General features: G+C 59.0%; 19 protein-coding genes. 12 read left to right on the forward strand and 7 right to left on the reverse strand.

Annotated features, from left to right (window positions below; all coding sequences use genetic code 11):
• The first annotated feature begins 51 nt into the window (after positions 1 to 51).
• Positions 52 to 744, forward strand: coding sequence for an ImmA/IrrE family metallo-endopeptidase (locus CQ041_RS23930; protein ID WP_177429419.1), 693 nt, complete (start codon positions 52 to 54; stop codon positions 742 to 744).
• Entirely contained in the window at positions 737 to 1,804 is a 1,068-nt protein-coding gene (locus CQ041_RS23935) for a beta family protein (protein ID WP_105524958.1), read from the forward strand. Before CQ041_RS23930 ends, CQ041_RS23935 begins: the two co-directional genes overlap by 8 nt.
• Here the strand turns inward: CQ041_RS23935 and CQ041_RS26260 are convergent.
• The gene (locus CQ041_RS26260) at positions 1,785 to 2,402 is read right to left on the reverse strand and encodes a sce7726 family protein (protein WP_146116093.1); all 618 of its coding nucleotides are present in this window, start codon (positions 2,400 to 2,402) and stop codon (positions 1,785 to 1,787) included. The genes CQ041_RS23935 and CQ041_RS26260 overlap by 20 nt on opposite strands.
• A gap of 695 nt (positions 2,403 to 3,097) precedes the next feature.
• Between CQ041_RS26260 and CQ041_RS23940 the strand changes: the two genes are divergently transcribed.
• From CQ041_RS23940 to pqqE, 9 genes are all read left to right on the forward strand, one after another.
• The gene (locus tag CQ041_RS23940) at positions 3,098 to 3,544 is read left to right on the forward strand and encodes an Lrp/AsnC family transcriptional regulator (RefSeq protein WP_105524959.1); all 447 of its coding nucleotides are present in this window, start codon (positions 3,098 to 3,100) and stop codon (positions 3,542 to 3,544) included.
• A 146-nt stretch (positions 3,545 to 3,690) separates the two neighbouring features.
• Positions 3,691 to 5,382: an NAD(P)/FAD-dependent oxidoreductase gene (locus CQ041_RS23945; protein ID WP_105524960.1), complete on the forward strand. Its 1,692-nt coding sequence runs from the start codon at positions 3,691 to 3,693 to the stop codon at positions 5,380 to 5,382.
• 11 nt (positions 5,383 to 5,393) lie between these two features.
• Complete coding sequence (locus tag CQ041_RS23950) at positions 5,394 to 6,188, forward strand: carbon-nitrogen hydrolase family protein (RefSeq protein WP_105524961.1); 795 nt, start codon at positions 5,394 to 5,396, stop codon at positions 6,186 to 6,188.
• Positions 6,189 to 6,247: 59 nt separating this feature from the next.
• Positions 6,248 to 8,599 (forward strand): pyrroloquinoline quinone biosynthesis protein PqqF, encoded by a 2,352-nt coding sequence (gene pqqF / locus CQ041_RS23955; RefSeq protein WP_105524962.1) that lies wholly within the window; start codon positions 6,248 to 6,250, stop codon positions 8,597 to 8,599.
• Positions 8,600 to 8,758: 159 nt separating this feature from the next.
• A complete protein-coding gene (pqqA, locus tag CQ041_RS23960) occupies positions 8,759 to 8,833 on the forward strand; it encodes a pyrroloquinoline quinone precursor peptide PqqA (protein WP_003194766.1) in 75 nt (24 codons plus the stop codon).
• A 66-nt stretch (positions 8,834 to 8,899) separates the two neighbouring features.
• Positions 8,900 to 9,811 carry a pyrroloquinoline quinone biosynthesis protein PqqB gene (gene pqqB, locus CQ041_RS23965; RefSeq protein WP_105524963.1) on the forward strand — a complete coding sequence of 304 codons (912 nt, stop codon included), beginning with the start codon at positions 8,900 to 8,902 and terminating at the stop codon, positions 9,809 to 9,811.
• 120 nt (positions 9,812 to 9,931) lie between these two features.
• Complete coding sequence (gene pqqC, locus CQ041_RS23970; protein WP_163001960.1) at positions 9,932 to 10,669, forward strand: pyrroloquinoline-quinone synthase PqqC; 738 nt, start codon at positions 9,932 to 9,934, stop codon at positions 10,667 to 10,669.
• Positions 10,666 to 10,941 (forward strand): pyrroloquinoline quinone biosynthesis peptide chaperone PqqD, encoded by a 276-nt coding sequence (pqqD, locus tag CQ041_RS23975; RefSeq protein ID WP_003194772.1) that lies wholly within the window; start codon positions 10,666 to 10,668, stop codon positions 10,939 to 10,941. Before pqqC ends, pqqD begins: the two co-directional genes overlap by 4 nt.
• Entirely contained in the window at positions 10,934 to 12,064 is a 1,131-nt protein-coding gene (gene pqqE / locus CQ041_RS23980) for a pyrroloquinoline quinone biosynthesis protein PqqE (RefSeq protein ID WP_105524965.1), read from the forward strand. The genes pqqD and pqqE overlap by 8 nt, the downstream gene beginning before the upstream one ends.
• Before the next feature lie 5 nt (positions 12,065 to 12,069).
• On the opposite strand, the gene CQ041_RS23985 is transcribed toward pqqE, so the two are convergent.
• The 4 genes from CQ041_RS23985 to CQ041_RS24000 form a co-directional block, all read right to left on the reverse strand.
• Positions 12,070 to 12,228, reverse strand: a complete 159-nt coding sequence (locus CQ041_RS23985; protein WP_003228885.1) for a YqaE/Pmp3 family membrane protein — start codon at positions 12,226 to 12,228, stop codon at positions 12,070 to 12,072.
• A gap of 95 nt (positions 12,229 to 12,323) precedes the next feature.
• Positions 12,324 to 12,644, reverse strand: a complete 321-nt coding sequence (locus tag CQ041_RS23990; protein WP_105524966.1) for a DNA-binding transcriptional regulator — start codon at positions 12,642 to 12,644, stop codon at positions 12,324 to 12,326.
• Entirely contained in the window at positions 12,628 to 12,993 is a 366-nt protein-coding gene (locus tag CQ041_RS23995) for a type II toxin-antitoxin system RelE/ParE family toxin (RefSeq protein ID WP_105524992.1), read from the reverse strand. Before CQ041_RS23995 ends, CQ041_RS23990 begins: the two co-directional genes overlap by 17 nt.
• Positions 12,994 to 13,229: 236 nt before the next feature.
• A complete protein-coding gene (locus CQ041_RS24000; protein WP_105524967.1) occupies positions 13,230 to 14,498 on the reverse strand; it encodes an aspartate aminotransferase family protein in 1,269 nt (422 codons plus the stop codon).
• A 208-nt stretch (positions 14,499 to 14,706) separates the two neighbouring features.
• On the opposite strand from CQ041_RS24000, the gene CQ041_RS24005 reads away from it, so the two are divergent.
• Complete coding sequence (locus tag CQ041_RS24005; protein ID WP_105524968.1) at positions 14,707 to 15,606, forward strand: LysR family transcriptional regulator; 900 nt, start codon at positions 14,707 to 14,709, stop codon at positions 15,604 to 15,606.
• A 227-nt stretch (positions 15,607 to 15,833) separates the two neighbouring features.
• On the opposite strand, the gene CQ041_RS24010 is transcribed toward CQ041_RS24005, so the two are convergent.
• Both CQ041_RS24010 and CQ041_RS24015 read right to left on the reverse strand, forming a co-directional pair.
• Entirely contained in the window at positions 15,834 to 17,612 is a 1,779-nt protein-coding gene (locus tag CQ041_RS24010) for an acyl-CoA dehydrogenase C-terminal domain-containing protein (protein WP_105524969.1), read from the reverse strand.
• Between the two features lie 119 nt (positions 17,613 to 17,731).
• Entirely contained in the window at positions 17,732 to 19,504 is a 1,773-nt protein-coding gene (locus CQ041_RS24015; protein ID WP_105524970.1) for an acyl-CoA dehydrogenase C-terminal domain-containing protein, read from the reverse strand.

The raw sequence follows: 19,504 nt of genomic DNA on the forward strand, positions 1-19,504 counted from the left end.
ATCAGCTGTCACCGGTAGAGTTTGAAAAGCGTTACGCAGCGAGCCTGGAGAGTGTCTAGAAAACCCGGGGCGATTCATAACGCATTATTCAGGCGTAGTGATACAGGCAAAGAAACTGAGGTATTCTGCTGGCTTTCACAGGTTCAGCGCTATGCTGAAATTGTCGTTTCTACTGGGAAAGTTAAGCGATTCGAAGGTCTTGATAAAGACACCTTGAAAAATATATGCAGACTATCTCTGGACAGCAAAAACACCAAAAATATATCTAGTTCTCTATGGGCGCTTGGTATAGTTCTGATTTATCTGCCTCAAACCGCAGGAATGAAAACTGACGGAGTATTCTTCAAACTCGAAGGTGGCACCCCTGTAATAGGCATGACACTCAGATATGATCGATATGACTATTTCTGGTTCACACTAATGCACGAGCTATCCCACATTTCAATGCACTATGATCGATTTGAGGGTGCGCACTTCGATTCCCTTGAGGATATTGGCGAAGATATCACCGAGCTAGAAGCAAACCAGCTTGCTAAAGAATCATTAATTAGCCGTAGCGATTGGCGATCTGCCTCTGCTCGCAGGCATCGTAATGAAGAAGAACTATATAAAGACGCAGAAAAACTTTCGATACACCCTGCAATCCTCGCAGGCCTTATAAGGCACGAATCAGGGAATTTCTCTCTGTTCAGCAGAATTATTCACGAGATTAGCGTCACAAGGATGATAAGTGAAGATGCCTAAGTACATTCCGTTTCTCAAAGCCAAAGCTAATGAGTTTGGAGCAGTCAAATCTCTTAGCAAAGAAAGAAAACAGCTAATAGTCCCTTTTTTCGATCTTCCTCTGAAAAAAGATATGGATGCGACAAGTTTGACGAAAAACATAGAGACAGTTTCTCGAAAATTCTGCCTAAACACAAAGGGCATACCTGAGTATTTCGTAGACGATTACGATATCCCGGATTCGATCCTTATAGGAGGCCGCCCCAGCTATGAATATTTCGCCGCTCGCATGCACGCGCAGGGCCTCAGCTTCAACCCCGTTGTTGGCGTAGATCGCACCGTCGACCGAAATGCCTGCGTTTTCACGCCAGCGATCACTAAGGCTGGAAAAAACAGACGTATTGCTTTAAGAGTCTCTAGTGAAGACTTGATCAGCTACAACCTCATTAGAACAGACATTCTGCATCTCATAGCGATGGGGCAAGGTATCTACGATCACTGGGTACTTGTCATTGATAATAGAGTTTGCAAAGGGGTCGACGCGACAGTTCGGGCAGCTCAGATCAAGGCGTTTTGCCTCGCTGCCGCTTTAGATCACGCATATGAGGCCATCGTAATTACTGGGTCTAGTCTTCCACCCGCCATCGGTGGGATACTTTCAACCAACAATGAGATACACCTTTTACGCAACGAGACGGTCATTTACAAGACCTCTATTATAGGCCTCAATGGTCATAAGGTAATCTTTGGTGACTACACCATTGTAAGCCCCGACTACTCCGACTCTGACATCGACCCACGCAACATGTTAAACGTTACCGCCCCCAAGGTCGTCTATTCTTATGATGATAGGCATTACATTGTGCGCGGAGGGGGTATCAAGACGCATCCGAGAGGATTCAAACAATATAATGACATTGCAGCCACTATAGTAGCGAAGACTTTTTTTCGACACGGAAACTCGGAGGGTGACCTGTATTTGGTTCAGAAGGCGGCGGGGCTTGGATCAACAGTTATGCCAGGGAGTATTTTGAAGCCTACAATAAACTCGCACATTGCATTCATGCTTGATGTTTTATAAGACTTCTTAGCACAAGAGCCTGGCCTATCGTAAGGCTGAGCTCTTGGGTCCCATAAGCTTGAGAAATCAAAAATGACAGGGCATTTCTATTTATCTTAGCTTGCACTTTTTCTTCGATCTTACTAGCAATATCAAAAAGCTCATCTCGCCAGAGCGTTAGCAAGGCCACCTGCTTATCAAACGAAGGATTTTTTAAAGCTTGGCGAACAGGTTTGAAAACGACAACTCCTTTAGAGTTGCATTTTGCCTCAAGCACACCCCAGTGATCGGGCGCGATTTTGATTGCTTTGGACATATGTTTAGAGGTAGTCACTAAAGTGACTTTTCGGAAAGCGAGGTTATAGTAAACTCCTTGCTGAGCAATTCTTTCAACCTTGTCACCATCCCCCTTGATCTCATAGCAATGAGCCTCTGTATGGATCGCAACTACATCTGCAATAGCATTGCCATTATGAATACGCAGTTCTTCAATAACAGCTTTAGGCTGTGGGTATGCATTTCTCAGCCTACTTACCAACGCGGCACGGATCAATGGGTCATTTAACATAGCAGGCAACACACTCACAACATTATCATCGCTTAATAGTACATTGCGCACGAGTACCGATCATAGGCCATGCCACAGAAAGCCAAAGCCAGAAGCAATTGTATCATTGACGTGCGGGAGGCGCGTCAGTCCAGGTGCTGGAATATCTTAATCCCACGCTTGCTGCCAGCCAGTCTGACGCATCGGTAGCTCAGGCGCGCGCTCGTGCAGATGCACTGATCGACGTAGCCCCACTTCAACCAGTCTTCAGCTTCCTAGAGGTCATTGGTAGCAGGTATCTGTCCGATGTGCTGCGGAGGTATCAGAGACCTTCCCGACTCTGAGCCGACCATGAGTCGCATGACTGTGATCGCATACGATCTCTAAGCTTCAAAAATCGGTACACTCAAGGTACGGTAACCAGCTTTAGCAACCTTCTCAAAACTACGCTCAACACCACGTGTCACAGGGCCCTCAGCTATGCCAACCTACATTTACCTACGACAGCTTTCTCTAGGCATACCTGCTCGCCCAGCAACTCATAATCCTTTGGTCCACGGTTCAAGTCCGTGTGGGCCCACCAAACATGAAAGCCGCGCATTGCGCGGCTTTTGCGTTTCTGGCACCTACCCATACCTTTGCAAACCGCTGGCCAGTACCCCGGACGTTTCAATTCGAGCGCATTGCCGCAGGGTTCGAACAGGTACTACGTGGCCTGTAAGCCTGTAACATGCGATTGCACCGCACCCCGCACCGGAGTCTTTGCCTTGCCTGTCCTAGATGAAATCGACCGCCAACTGATCGCCGCCTTGCAGATCAATGCCCGCGAGAGCGTGGCCATGCTGGCACGGCAGTTGGGTATCGCGCGCACTACGGTGACGTCTCGCCTGGCGCGCCTGGAAAAAACCCAGGTGATCACCGGCTACGGCGTGCGGCTTGGACAGCGTGTGGTGGACGGCGGGTTGCAGGCCTACGTGGGCATTACCGTGCAGGCACGCTCGGGCAAGGACGTGCTGCGCAAGCTGAGTGCGATGGCTCAGGTCCAGCAGTTGTGTGCGGTGAGTGGCGAGTTTGATTACGTCGCGTGGTTGCGCACCGACTCACCGGAACAACTGGACCAATTGCTCGACCAGATCGGCAGCGTGGACGGCGTCGAGAAAACCACCACCTCGATCATCCTCAGCAGCAAATTGGACCGTGGTCAGCCAGTCTGACCACCCACTTCGTCATTCTGACTGAAACTAATCCAATTCGACGACACTTTGCGTCTTATTAACGAACGCTGTGGTGCCTAAACTGGCTGGCATCTTTTCCTATACTCAGCGGGTCGAGCCCCGCCGGGTAGCCAGCAAGGTCAGCCATGAAGACTCCAGACAAAAACAATCGCCACCCTGCAGACGGTAAAAAACCCATCACCGTCTTCGGCCCGGACTTTCCGTTCGCCTTCGATGACTGGATCGAACACCCGGCAGGCCTGGGCAGCATTCCCGCCGCCAGCCATGGCGCCGAAGTGGCGATTGTCGGCGCGGGGATCGCTGGCCTCGTGGCGGCCTACGAGCTGATGAAGCTGGGGCTCAAGCCCGTGGTGTACGAAGCCTCGAAAATGGGTGGGCGCCTGCGTTCCCAGGCATTTGAAGGCGCAGAGGGCATCATCGCCGAGTTGGGTGGCATGCGTTTTCCGGTGTCGTCCACCGCGTTTTACCACTATGTCGACAAGCTTGGGCTGGAAACCAAACCGTTCCCTAACCCGCTCACCCCGGCCTCCGGCAGCACGGTGATCGACCTCGAAGGCCAGACCCATTACGCACAAAAACTCGCGGACCTGCCGGCGCTGTTCCAGGAAGTCGCCGACGCCTGGGCCGATGCGCTGGAGGCCGGCTCGCAGTTCGGCGATATCCAGCAGGCTATCCGCGACCGCGACGTCCCGCGCCTCAAAACGTTATGGAACACATTGGTACCGCTGTGGGACGACCGCACGTTCTACGACTTCGTCGCCACGTCCAAAGCGTTTGCCAAATTGTCGTTCCTGCACCGCGAAGTGTTTGGCCAGGTAGGGTTCGGCACCGGCGGCTGGGACTCCGACTTCCCCAACTCCATGCTGGAAATCTTTCGCGTGGTGATGACCAACTGCGACGACCACCAGCACCTGGTGGTCGGCGGCGTCGCCCAGGTGCCCATGGGTATCTGGCGACACGTGCCGGAGCGCTGCGCACACTGGCCAGCCGGCACCAGCCTGAGTTCCCTGCATCGCGGTGCACCACGGGCCGGGGTGAAACGCATTGCCCATGCGGCCGATGGCCGTTTTGCGGTCACCGACAACTACGGCGATACCCGCGAATACGCAGCGGTGCTCACCACCTGCCAAAGCTGGTTGCTCACCACCCAGATCGAATGCGACGAAACCCTGTTCTCGCAAAAGATGTGGATGGCCCTGGACCGCACGCGCTACATGCAATCGTCGAAGACCTTCGTGATGGTCGACCGCCCGTTCTGGAAAGACAAAGACCCGGAAACCGGCCGCGACCTGATGAGCATGACCCTCACCGACCGCCTGACCCGTGGCACCTACCTGTTCGACAACGGCGACGACAAGCCGGGCGTGATCTGCCTGTCCTACTCGTGGATGAGCGACGCGCTGAAGATGCTGCCCCAGCCCATCGACAAACGCGTGAAGCTGGCCCTGGACGCGCTGAAGAAGATCTACCCGAAAGTCGATATCAAGGCGCGCATCATCGGCGATCCGATCACCGTGTCGTGGGAAGCCGACCCGCATTTCCTTGGGGCCTTCAAGGGTGCGCTGCCTGGCCACTACCGCTACAACCAGCGTATGTACGCGCACTTCATGCAGAAGGACATGCCCGCCGAACAACGTGGGATCTTTATCGCCGGCGATGATGTTTCCTGGACCCCGGCCTGGGTCGAAGGCGCAGTGCAAACCTCGCTGAATGCGGTTTGGGGCATCATGACCCACTTCGGCGGCAGCACCCACCCAGAAAACCCGGGGCCCGGCGATGTGTTCGATGAAATCGGCCCGATTGCCCTGGCCGAATAAGGAGTAAAACCATGCGTGTCGCCCTGTACCAATGCCAACCGCTGCCGCTGGATGTGGCCGGCAACCTCAAGCGTCTGCACCAGTTGGCACACGAAGCCGGCGGCGCGGATGTGCTGGTGCTGCCGGAGATGTTTCTCACCGGCTACAACATCGGTGCCGAGGCCGTGGGCGCCTTGGCCGAGGCACAGGATGGCGTGTCGGCGCAGGCCATTGCCGAGGTGGCGAAAAGCGCAGGGCTGGCAATCGTGTATGGCTACCCGGAACGGGGCGCAGACGGGCATATCTACAACGCTGTGCAAGTGATCGACGCCCACGGCCAGCGCTTGTGCAACTACCGCAAGACCCACCTGTTCGGTGACCTGGACCGCTCGATGTTCAGCGCCGGCGATGATGATTTCCCGCTGGTGGAACTCAACGGCTGGAAACTCGGCTTCCTGATCTGCTACGACCTGGAATTCCCGGAAAACACCCGGCGCCTGGCCCTGGCCGGCGCCGAGCTGATCCTGGTGCCCACCGCCAACATGGAGCCGTTCGACTTCGTGGCACAGGTGACCGTCCGCGCGCGGGCCTTCGAAAACCAGTGCTATGTGGCCTACGCCAACTATTGCGGCAGCGAAGGCGAGATTCGCTACTGCGGACAAAGCAGCATCGCCGCGCCCGACGGCCACTGCATCGCCCAGGCCGGCCTGGATGAGGCGCTGATTGTCGGTACGCTGGAGCGCCAGTCGATACTGGACGCTCGCGCTGCCAACCACTATCTGCAAGACCGTCGGCCGGAGTTGTATGGCACGCTGCACAAGCCCTGATCCTGCGGGTTTGCCAGCGGTTTGTTAGCATAGCCTCTTCCCTCGTTTCGGAAGTGCCCATGCCTGCGCCGGCCCACCCTCATCATCGTCACCTGACCCTGGCCAATGGCCTGCGTGTATCCCTGCGCCACGCGCCACGCTTGAAGCGCAGTGCCGCCGTACTGCGCGTGGCTGCCGGCAGCCATGACGTGCCCTTGGCCTGGCCGGGATTGGCGCACTTCCTTGAGCATCTGCTGTTTCTGGGGACCGAGCGCTTTCCCACAAATGAAGGGTTGATGGCCTACGTGCAACGCCAGGGTGGCCAGGTCAACGCCAGCACCCGCGAGCGCACCACAGACTTCTTCTTCGAACTGCCGGTACCGACATTCAGCGGCGGCCTGGACCGTCTGGCGGACATGCTGACCCACCCGCGCCTGGCGCTGGAAGATCAACTGCGCGAACGCGAGGTGCTGCAGGCAGAATTTGTCGCCTGGTCCCAGGATGCCAAGGCGCAGCAGCGGGTAGCGCTGCTGGAAGCCTTGGCCGCTGACCATCCGCTGCGCGGTTTTCACGCCGGTAACCGTGACAGCCTGCCGGTGGAGCGTGAGACTTTTCAGCTGGCACTGAGGGAATTCCACCAGCAGTTCTACCAGAGCGGGCAAATGAGCCTTAGCCTTGCCGGTCCGCAGTCGCTGGAAGAACTCGAGACCCTGGCGCAATACTTCAGCCAGGCACTGACGTCGGGGCCTTGGCGCCCACAGGCTGAACCACCCGCACTGATGAATGGCCAAGCCCAACGCTACCAACATCTTGCCAGTCACCATGTGCATCAGGTCATGACCGTCAACGCGCCCCGCGACGCCCTGGATTTCCTCTGCTTTGTACTCAATGCCTCGGCACCCGGCGGACTCGTGGCTGAACTGAAAGCACAGCATCTGGCCAGCGACCTTCAGGCCTCAGTGCTGTACCACTTCGCCGGGCAAGCGCTGCTGGATATCGATTTTACCCTCGGGAGCCAAGGCGACTCGGCGACGAGGATCGAGGCATTGCTGCACGACTGGCTGAGCTTTTTCGCACACAGCGACTGGACTTCACTGCGGGAAGAGTTCGCCCTGCTGGCCGCTCGCCAACTGCAGACTCAAGGCGCCCTGGCGTTGGCGCAGAATGACCGCGAGGACCTGTCAGAACAGGCCGTCACCGCCCTGAAAGCCCTGCTTGAGGCCCTGCCGCTGGCGCCGTCCCGACACGCCTGGCAAATGCCGCCGAACAATCCGTTCCTGCGCCCGTCGGTGAAAGAAGAACGTGCCGGCCTGATTCGCGGCCAGACGAGCGCCCACCGGGGCTTGCGCACTTTTGCGCAGGACCGCTCTCGAGGACGCAAGGACGCCGCGGCGCTGACCTTTAGCCAGGCATTGGCGAAGGATAGCGATGAAGGCGCGCTGTACCTGCAGTGGCGATACGCGCCCACCGGACTGGAACCCGCGTTGCAGCCGCTGCGCGAGCAGGCGCGGCAAGCGGGGGTCGACATTTCCTTCGAGACCGTAGGCAATGACTGGCAGGTGAAAATGAGCGGTCTGCACGAGCCGATGCCCGCCATCGTGGAGGCGCTGGCCCAAGGTCTGAATCAAGCGCAAGAAACACCCGTCGCCCCGGCCCCCCTGATCGCCATCCGCGAACTGCTCAAGGCGCTGCCAGCCTGCTGCGCCGGCCTCACCCCCAAAAGCGACGCGGCATCCTGGACGACCGCGCGCTGGCAGGGTCTGGCCCTCGGCCTGCCCGCCGCATGCGAAGCCATGATCAAGAGCGCGGCGCTACGCCTGCCCGGACAACCCGCCATGCTTGAACGCCAACCCGCAGACGTGGCCGGTCAACGTGTATGGCACGCTGTACACACCGACTCGGTTGAGGCCGCCGTGCTGCTGTTTTGCCCGACGCCAAGCCAAACACTGGCCGATGAAGCTGCATGGCGACTGCTCGGCCACCTGCTCCAGGGCCCGTTCTACCAGCGTCTTAGGGTAGAACTGCAAATCGGCTACGCAGTGTTCAGCGGCGTCCGACAGCTCAACGGGCAAACCGGACTGCTGATGGGTGTGCAATCCCCCAGCGTCTCGCTGGAAGGCATCGTCGATCACCTGCAACGTTTCCTCACACAATTACCGCAGTGGATCAGTGCTCAAGACGTGGGCAACCAGACCCTGGCCCAGCAGTTCTCGACCCAGGCGCTGCCGGTCGCCCAAGCCGCCGAGCTGCTCTGGCACGCGCATTTGGCAGGCCATGGCCCGCGTTACCTCGACGACCTGCAACATCTGATCTCAACGGCGACGCACGAAGACGTGCAGCGAGCAGCCTGCCAACTGAACGACGCCAGCGGCGGCTGGCACTACGTCGCCAACGGCCCGTGCACGGCCAATGCCGCCGCGCGGCCGGGGTGATCGTTGCTAACTCTGCAACAGGCTTTTTCGATCAAGACAGCGCCATCTCGGCCAGAACTAAGTATTATTCCTACGCACCTACCTGAACATCTCCGACTGGAGGTGGACTAAATGTATTACTTGGTAGTGAAAGTCCCATCCCTTCGTAGGAGTAAGAATATGACCTGGTCCAAACCTGCTTACACTGATCTGCGTATCGGTTTCGAAGTCACCATGTACTTCGCCAGCCGTTAATCCGCTGGGTAATACAACGCCTCGGCTTGCCCGGGGCGTTTTTGTTTTGAGCTTGATGGAGCAACCATGTTCGTCCAGATTCTAGGTTCCGCCGCCGGCGGTGGTTTCCCCCAATGGAACTGCAACTGCGTGAACTGCGCTGGTTTTCGTGATGGCAGCCTGCGGGCCCACGCGCGTACCCAATCGTCCATCGCGATCTCCGACGACGGCGTGAACTGGGTGCTGTGCAACGCCTCGCCGGACATCCGCGCGCAATTGCAAAGCTTTGCGCCGATGCAACCCGGCCGCGCCCTGCGCGACACCGGCATCAGCGCGATCATCCTGATGGACAGCCAGATCGACCACACCACCGGCCTCTTGAGCTTGCGCGAAGGTTGCCCGCACCAGGTGTGGTGCACCGACATGGTCCATGAGGACCTGAGCACTGGTTTTCCGCTGTTCACCATGCTCACCCACTGGAACGGTGGCCTGGCCTGGAACCGCATCGAGTTGGACACCTGCTTTACCGTCCCGGCCTGCCCCAACCTGCGTTTCACCCCACTGCCGCTGCGCAGCGCCGCGCCGCCCTACTCGCCGCACCGCTTCGACCCGCACCCAGGCGACAACATCGGCCTGATCGTCGAAGACCTGCGCACCGGCGGCAAACTGTTCTACGCCCCCGGCCTGGGCAAAGTCGACGCGCCGCTGCTGGAGATCATGGCGGGCAGCGACTGCCTGCTGGTGGACGGCACCATGTGGGACGACGATGAAATGCAGCTCCGTGGCGTCGGCACCCGCACCGGCCGCGAAATGGGCCACCTGGCGCAGAACGGCCCCGGCGGCATGCTCGAAGTGCTGGAACAGTTGCCCAAGCAGCGCAAAGTACTTATCCACATCAACAACACCAACCCGATCCTCGACGAAGACTCCGCCGAGCGAGCGGAATTGGTACGGCGTAATGTCGAAGTGGCCTACGACGGCATGAGCATCGAATTGTAGGAGCGAGCTTGCTCGCGAAAAACGCTAGCGCACCACGCGCTATCAGACGCACCCGTAATCGTTGACGACCTTCGCGAGCACCCTCGCGCCTACAGGAGACTTCAAGTGACTGATACACCGATGAACACTGAAGCATTCGAAGCCGCCCTGCGCGCCAAAGGTGCCTTCTACCACATCCATCACCCGTATCACGTGGCGATGTATGAAGGCCGCGCCACCCGCGAACAGATCCAGGGCTGGGTTGCCAACCGTTTCTACTATCAGGTGAACATCCCCCTGAAAGACGCCGCGATCCTCGCCAACTGCCCGGACCGCGAGGTCCGCCGCGAGTGGATCCAGCGCCTGCTCGACCATGACGGCGCCCCCGGAGAAGACGGCGGCATCGAAGCGTGGCTGCGCCTGGGCCAGGCAGTCGGTCTGGATCCCGACCAACTGCGTTCGCAGGAATTGGTGCTGCCCGGCGTAAGATTTGCGGTAGATGCCTACGTCAACTTCGCCCGTCGTACCAGTTGGCAAGAAGCCGCCAGCAGCTCGCTGACCGAACTGTTCGCGCCGCAGATCCACCAGTCGCGCCTCGACAGCTGGCCGCAGCATTACCCGTGGATCGACCCCGCCGGCTACGAATACTTCCGCACTCGCCTGGGCCAGGCCCGCCGCGACGTGGAACACGGCCTGGCGATCACCTTGCAGCACTACACCACCCGCGAAGGCCAGGAACGTATGCTGGAAATTCTCCAGTTCAAACTGGATATTTTGTGGAGCATGCTGGACGCCATGAGCATGGCTTACGAACTGAAACGCCCGCCGTACCACAGCGTCACCGACCAGCGGGTATGGCATAAAGGGATCGCCCTATGAGCTTTGATCGCAGCAAAAAACCGACCTGGCGCCAGGGTTACCGCTACCAGTACGAGCCCGCGCAAAAAGGCCATGTGTTGCTCTACCCGGAGGGCATGATCAAGCTCAACGACAGCGCCGCGTTAATTGGCGGCCTGATCGACGGCGAGCGGGACGTGGCGGCAATCATCGCCGAGCTGGACAAGCAGTTTCCCGGTGTCCCTGAGCTGGGTGACGACATCGAGCAATTCATGGAGGTCGCCCGTGCTGAGCACTGGATCACCCTTGCCTGAGAAACCGCCGGTCGGCCTGCCGCTGTGGCTGCTGGCCGAGCTGACCTATCGCTGCCCGCTGCAATGCCCGTATTGCTCCAACCCGCTGGACTTTGCCGAGCAGGGCAAGGAGCTGAGCACCGAGCAGTGGTTCAAGGTGTTTCGCGAAGCACGGGAAATGGGCGCGGCGCAGCTGGGGTTTTCCGGCGGTGAACCGCTCGTGCGCCAGGACCTGGCCGAACTGATCGCCGAAGCGCGCAAGCTGGGTTTCTATACCAACCTGATCACCTCTGGCATTGGCCTGACCGAGCAGAAGATCAGCGATTTCAAAAAAGCTGGCCTGGACCATATCCAGATCAGCTTCCAGGCCAGCGACGAGCAGGTAAACAACCTGCTGGCCGGTTCGAAAAAAGCCTTCGCGCAAAAGCTGGAAATGGCCCGCGCGGTGAAGGCCCACGGCTACCCGATGGTGCTGAACTTTGTCACCCATCGGCACAATATCGACAAGATCGACCGCATTATCGAGCTGTGCATCGCATTGGAGGCAGACTTCGTCGAGCTTGCCACCTGCCAGTTCTATGGCTGGGCCCAACTCAACCGTGTCGGACTGTTGCCGACCCAGGAACAGTTGGTACGCGCCGAACGCATCACCAACAAATATCGCGCCAAGCTGGAAGCCGAAGGCCATCCCTGCAAGCTGATTTTCGTCACTCCGGATTACTACGAGGAACGCCCGAAAGCCTGCATGAACGGCTGGGGCAGTATCTTTCTTACCGTGACACCGGACGGAACGGCCCTGCCCTGCCATGGCGCCCGACAGATGCCGGTGCAATTTCCCAACGTGCGCGACCACAGCATGCAGCACATCTGGTATGACTCATTTGGCTTCAACCGCTTCCGCGGCTACGACTGGATGCCTGAGCCGTGCCGTTCATGCGATGAAAAGGAAAAAGACTTCGGCGGCTGCCGCTGCCAGGCGTTCATGCTCACGGGAGACGCCAGCAATGCCGACCCGGTGTGCAGCAAGTCCGAGCAGCACGGGATCATTCTTCAAGCGCGGGAAGAAGCCGAACACGCCACCCAGACCATCGAGCAACTGGCCTTTCGCAACGAGCGCAACTCAAAGCTCATTGCAAAAGGCTGAAGGCCTCAGCGCTTGGCGATGATGTACACCGCGTGCACGATGCCCGGGATGTAGCCGCACAGGGTCAGCAGGATATTCAGCCAGAACGCACCGCCGAAACCCACTTGCAGGAACACACCCAGTGGCGGCAACAGAATGGCGATGATGATACGAATGAAGTCCATGGGTTCAGCTCCAGAAAATCGGCTCGTGTGAGCCGTGTAGCTAATCGACCTTGGGCGTTCGTGAGGGTTCAGTGGGATCTGGCGTTGGGCCACTGTCAGGCGAGAATCTCCAGACCGTGCTTCTTAACGATGCTCAGCAACTTGAGCGCCATGCCGCTGGGTCGTTTCTCGCCGCTTTCCCACTTTTTCACGGTGGACGCGCTGGTATTCAGGTAGCGGGCGAACACAGGTTGGCTGACATGGCTGCTTTCACGCAGCTGCTTGATTTGTGCGGCCGGGATTTGCTCAGGGACGGCTGACAGGCATCCCTCGTCATATTCACGAAGCGTGGTTTTGCTGATGGCACCAATTGCGTACAGTGCCATGGCTGACTGATGAACAGACTCAAGTACTTCGCTTTCATATTTTTTGGTCATGATGTATCTCCACAAAATCCTTGGCATCCAGAAGGCGCCGGAGCTGCTCTTCGCTTAGGTTTTCATAGACCTTAGCCAACGCTCGAAGCCTATCCAATTCCTTAGGACTGATATTGCTCTGTCTCTGCTTATCAAAAAGAAATTGATAAACCCAGTAATGTCGACCCTTTGCCAACACAATTGAACGGTGCCGGTTCTCCTTCAGGCGCTTCTTCCAAACTCCACCTCCCAGATTATGCGCTTGGCCCTTGAGCAATTCGCCAAACGCTTCCCGTAACTCAGAATCACAGATCCAGGCTCTACTCGCTGCATCAGCGAAATTACGGGTTTTGAACAACCTAAGCCGCATGGACATCCCTTCCCACAAACATACCACCCAGTGGTACAGATTAAAAATGAAGCACGCTAAAACGCTCCGCGCTCCATCGGCATTCCTTGCCGACGCGCATAAAAAAGCCATGATTCTCACAAGCCCTCAATCAACATGTTCAATCCAAAAATGACACGCACAAAAAAACGCCCCCAGCCGAAAGAATCAGGCCGGGGGCGCCGCGGATACCGCGAGACGGTTCAGGAAAACAGGGTCTAAACAGCGATGCCTTTGCGGCATTGCAGTTGCGCGGTGCGCACACGCGAGAAGGCGCGCGCCAGGCGCAGGAGCATTTCGTCGATGTTGCTTTTGCTTACCGTGAGCGCCGGGGTGAAGCGCAGGCAGTTGGCTTGCGGGGCGTTGAGGATCAGTCCCTCGTGCAGCGCTGCCTTTACGACAGCATCCGCAGAATCATCTGACAACGTCAGGCCCCACATCAGGCCGTGGCCACGCAGTTGGCCGTGATCGTAGCGGTAGGCCAGGCGGGCCAGGCCTTCGCCCAGGTACAGGCCGGCTTCACGCACCTGGTCCATGAAGCCGTGTTCCAGCACAGCGTTGAGTACCGCCAGCCCGGCCGACGCCATCAGCGCGTTACCATGGTGGCTGCCTTGCAGCTCGCCCACTTCGAAGCAACAGGCCTTGCCACGTGCCAGTAGCGCTGCAAGGGGCACGCCGCCGCCCAGGCCCTTGCCGAGGGTGACGATGTCGGCGCGCACGCCGTATTGCTGTTCGGCGAGCAACGTGCCGCAACGCCCGAGACCGGTTTGCACTTCGTCGAGGATCAACAGGATGCCGAGTTCCCGGCACAGGCGTTCGACACCCTTGAGGTAGTGCTCGGTCGCGGGAATCACGCCGGCTTCGCCCTGGATCGGTTCAAGCATGATCGCGACGGTTTGCGCATCCACGGCGGCGTGCAGGGCCGGTAGGTCGTTGAACGGCACGTGGCTGAAGCCCGGCAATTGCGGTTCGAAGCGGTTTGCACTGGCACTGGCCGAAGCCGCCATCGCGGCGAAGCTGTGGCCATGACAGCCGTTGCTCGCGCTGATGATGCGATAGGCGCCACCGCGATGCAGTTGGCCCCACTTGCGAGCCAGCTTGATCGCCGCTTCACAGGCTTCCGCGCCGCTATTGAGCAGGTACGCCTGATCGCTGCCCGTGCGCTGGCACAAACGGTCGACAAGGTTCAGTTGCACAGGGTTGTTCAGGCCCATGCCAGGGTTGATCAGCGCGTGGGTCTGTTCAGCCAAGGCATTGATCAACACCTGCGGGCTGTGGCCCAGGCTATTGGCGGCGTTGCCCTGGCTGAAATCCAGGTAGGCACGCTCGTCGCTGTCCCACAGCCAGGAGCCTTGGCCGCGCACGAAAACCTGCGCGGGCCTGGCGACCGTCGGCATCAGGGATTCACTGGAAAGCACTTCGCGCGACTCATCCAGAATCAAGTCGTCCAGGCTCGGCATCGGGCGGCGCAAGCTAAACAAGTTCACAGGTCACCCCCGATTGCAACTGCACCTTAGCCCGCACACCTGCCATTGCTGGCTTGAGGTTTTTTGCCTTGCCTATGTAAACGCTATCTGAATAAACGCTGTTCATTGCCCGATCTGGCCCTGTAAGCCTTGCGAATAGGCGCTAGACTAGGCGCCTCGGGGCCCAAGGGCCATTTCGATTTTCCAGCTTTTTCGATAAGCAAACCTTATGGATTTCAAGCAACTGCGTTATTTCGTCGCGGTGTACGAAGAAGGTCACGTGGGCCGTGCCGCCGAGCGTCTTTCGATCTCCCAACCGGCGCTGTCCCAGCAGATTCGCCAGTTGGAACAGAACCTGGATGTCAGCCTGTTCGAACGCAGCAGCAAGCGCCTGTTACCGACCCTGGCCGCCCATACGCTGTACAACCACGCACTGCCGTTGATCGACGGCATGCAGCAGGCCGTCGAGGCATTGCGCAACTTCAAGGGCCAGGCGTTGCGCACCCTGGCCATCGGCGTGCTGCAAACCGTGCACACCAGCCTGGTGCCGCAAATGCTTGAGCGCGTACGCAAGGCACAGCCGCATCTGGTCGTGCAGATCTATGAATTGACGGGGCTGGAGATCGAGCGGCGACTGCTTAATGGCTCGCTGGACATCGGCATCAGCTACCTGCCACCGCGTCAGCCGGGATTGCACGGCGTATTGCTGTACGAAGATGAGCTGAAGGTGGTCATCCCCGAGGATCATCCCCTGCGGGAATTCAAGAAGGTCTCGTTGAAACAGGCAGCGGAACTGCCGATGTTGCTGCTGGGGGAGGAGTTTCAGGTACGGCAGATCTGGCAGGGCCAACTGTCCAACCTCGGCCGACGGCCGCAAGTGCAGGCCGAGCTCAATACCATGGTGGGGATTCTCGACAGCCTGCCCCACACCAAACTGGCAACCGTATTGCCCGGCCGCTCCCAGGACGAACACAACAGCAAGGCGCTGCTGTGGAAACCCTTGAGTGAACCCAGGGTGCCGTTGAAAGTGGGCCTGGTGTGCCGCGATGCGCAGCGCCAGCAGGCGACAGTGGCGTTGCTGCGCACCTTGCTGGAAGACGTGATGAATGCCCCGCAGGCAAGCGCCTGACTTTTTCGCGGGCAAAAGAAAACCCCGCCGAAGCGGGGCTTTGCAGACTGTTTCCCTTGACATCCATTTCACTCCGCCTTCCTGGCAGAATCCTACGTGTCCGTGTTTTTGCTTTGCGCTTCCTGCGCGACGTCCATGTGAAGTAGATTATCTGTGGATCCAATTTGGCGATAGAGGACGAATAGCAGTACGTCGTGTAAGAGAATGCTTACAAAGCCTCCAATCCCTTAGAACAGTGCCTCATCCAGCAGGAACAACGATTCGCTACCGGCTTTTACCGACGCACTCAGCGAATGGATACGCGGCAACAGGCGTGCAAAGTAGAAACGCGCCGTGCCCAGCTTGCTGGCGTAGAAGTCTTCTTCGGCCTCTTTGCCCCAGGCGGCCTTGGCCATGCGCGCCCACATGTAGGCGTAGGCCATGTAACCGAAGGCGTGCAGGTACTCTACCGACGCCGCGCCGATTTCATTCGGGTTGGCCTTGGCGCGATCCAGCACCCACGCGGTCAATTCATCCAGATTATCCACCGCCGCCGCCAGCGGCTTGGTGAACTCGGCCAACTCAGGCGCTGCGCCGTCGATGAACTGGCGGATCTCATCGGCAAACAGGGTGTAGAACGCCCCGCCGCTGCCAACGATCTTGCGCCCCATCAAGTCCAGCGCCTGGATGCCGTTGGTGCCTTCGTAGATCTGTGTGATGCGCACGTCACGCACCAACTGCTCCTGGCCCCACTCGCGAATGTAGCCGTGGCCGCCGAACACCTGCTGGCCGAGCACGGTGGTTTCCAGGCCCAGATCACTGAGGAACGCCTTGGCAACCGGGGTCAGCAGCGCCACGAGGTTGTCGGCGCGCTCACGGGCGGCGGCGTCTTCGCTGAACTTGGCGATATCGAGTTGCGTTGCCACATAAGTGGAGAACGCACGGCCGCCTTCGTTGGCTGCCTTCATGGTCAGCAGCATGCGTCGCACGTCAGGATGGACAATGATCGGGTCGGCAACTTTGTCTTTGGCCTGGGCGCCCAGCGGGGAACGGCTCTGCAGGCGATCGCGCGCGTACTCGATAGCGTTCTGGTATGAACGCTCACCGGAAGCGAGTCCCTGGATACCCACCCCCAGACGCTCGTAGTTCATCATGGTGAACATCGCCGCCAGACCCCGGTTGGGCTCGCCCACCAGATAACCCACGGCTTCATCGAAGTTCATCACACAGGTGGCGGATGCCTGGATGCCCATCTTGTGCTCGATCGAACCACAACTCACCGGGTTGCGTGTGCCCAGGCTACCGTCGGCGTTGACCATGAACTTCGGCACCAGGAACAACGAAATGCCCTTGGGACCCGCCGGCGCATCCGGCAACTTGGCCAGCACCAGGTGGATAATGTTTTCGGTGAGGTCGTGCTCACCGCCGGTGATGAAGATCTTGGTCCCGCTGACCTTGTAGGAACCGTCCGCCTGCGGTTCGGCCTTGGTGCGGATAATCCCCAGGTCGGTGCCAGCATGGGCTTCGGTCAGGCACATGGAACCGGCCCACTCGCCGGAGTACATTTTCGGCAGGTAGGTGGCCTTGAGTTCCTCGCTGGCGTGGGTGTTGATCGACACGCAGGCGCCCGAGGTCAGCATCGGGTAGAGGCCGAACGCCAGGCTGGAGGAATTGATCATTTCTTCGACCTGAGCCGACACCGCCTTGGGCATGCCCATGCCACCGAACGCCGGATCACCGCCCACGCCCACCCAGCCGCCCTCGGCGTAGGTCTTGTAGGCCTGTGGATAACCTTCGGGGGTTAACACGGCGGTGTCTTCCCAGCGGCAGCCCTGTTCATCGCCGCCACGGCTGATGGGGGCGATGGATTTGGCAGTGACCTTGCCGGCTTCTTCGAGGATGGCCTCTACGGTTTCGGCATCAACGGTGTCTGCCAACGCCGGCAATTGGGCCCAAGTGGTGGCGACCTCGAAGACTTCATTGAGGACGAAGCGCATATCACGCAGCGGCGCTTTGTAATCAGCCATGGCAAACCTCGTGAGAACGTGAAAAATGATTCGGTAAGATCGGTTTTACAGGCTTTGAGTGTACCCGAACAACTTTTCAGACACATAGGGTCCCGTTGTGACTGATTGGTATTTTTAAGTCACGATAGCGCAAAGGCTCCCGCAGGCAGACTCATCAGGCACTCGCTACCCGCCTCCACCGCTGCGCGATGGGCGGCGGTGCGTGGTAACAGGCGCTTGAAATAGAAGTCGCAGGTGGCCAACTTGGCGCCGGCCAACTCGGCATCCGGTTGCCCAAGGGCCGCGATCGCCATGCGCAGCCATAGGTAGGCCAGCACCACGTAGCCGCTGTACATCAGGTAATCCACCGCCGCCGCGCCCACTTCGTCGGGGTTTTTCATCGCCGCCATCCCGACCTGGGTGGTCAGTTCGCCCCACTCCTGGTTAAGCTGATTGAGTTGCGCCACGTAGGCCTTGAGCTGCGCATGCTCGGCATTCGCCGCGCAGAACTTATGCACGATCCTGGTAAAACCACGCAGCAACTTGCCCTGGCTGCCCAGTACTTTACGCCCCAGCAGGTCGAGGGCCTGGATGCCGTTGGTGCCCTCGTATATCGGCGCAATCCGCGCATCACGGGCCAATTGCTCCATGCCCCATTCGCGGATGTAGCCATGGCCGCCGAAGATCTGCATGCCGTGGTTGGTCACTTCCAGCCCGGTGTCGGTCATAAAGGCTTTGCAGATGGGCGTGAGGAAGGCCAGCAGGTCTTCGGCGTCCTGGCGCTGGGCAGCGTCACTGCTCAAGTGCGCGGTGTCGAGCAATTGCGCGGTGAAATAGGTCAGCGCCCGGTTGCCTTCGTTGAACGCCTTCATGGTCAACAACATGCGGCGCACATCGGGGTGCACGATGATCGGGTCGGCGGCTTTGTCCGGCGCCTTGGCCCCGGTCAGCGAGCGCATCTGCAGGCGATCGTTGGCGTATTTGATCGCGCCCTGGAAGCTCGCTTCACCGTTGCACAACCCCTGCATGCCGGTGCCCAGGCGCGCGTGGTTCATCATGGTGAACATGCAGTTGAGGCCTTTGTTCGCCTCGCCGATCAAAAAGCCCTTGGCCCCATCGAAGTTCAGCACGCAGGTGGCCGAAGCCTTGATGCCCATCTTGTGTTCGATGGAGCCGCAGTGCACCGCGTTGCGCTCGCCCGAGTCCGCATGGAACTTGGGCACGATGAACAAGGAGATGCCCTTCGTGCCTGCCGGTGCGTCCGGCAGCTTGGCCAGTACCAGGTGGACGATATTGGCACTCATGTCGTGCTCGCCGGCCGAGATGAAGATCTTGCTGCCGGTCACTGCATAACTGCCGTCCGCCTGTGGCACGGCGCGGGTCTTGATCAGGCCCAGGTCGGTGCCGCAGTGGGCTTCGGTCAGGCACATGGTGCCGGTCCATTCGCCGCTAGTGAGCTTGCTGAGGAACGTCTCTTTCTGCTCCGCGGTGCCGTGGGCATGGATCGCCGACATCGCGCCGTGGGTCAGCCCTGGGTACATGCCCCAGGAGGTATTGCTCGAACCGATCATCTCGCTCAGCACCAGGCCCAGGGACTGCGGCAAGCCCTGGCCACCGTAGGCCGGGTCTGCCGCCACGCCGTGCCAGCCGCCCTCCACGTAGTGGGCGAAGGCTTCCTTGAAGCCCTTGGGCGTGGTGACCACGCCATTGTCGAAATGGCAGCCTTCTTCATCACCGCTGCGGTTGAGCGGCGCGAGCACGTTCTCGCAGAATTTTGCGCCCTCTTCGAGGATCGCGCTGACCATGTCCGGGCTGGCGTCAGTGGCGCCGAGCGCGGCGTAGTGGCCGTGGAAATCGAACACGTTGTCGATCAGAAAGCGCATGTCGCGCAGGGGAGCTTTGTAGTCAGGCAT

Source organism: Pseudomonas sp. MYb60 (assembly GCF_002979555.1).
Taxonomy (GTDB): Bacteria; Pseudomonadota; Gammaproteobacteria; order Pseudomonadales; family Pseudomonadaceae; genus Aquipseudomonas.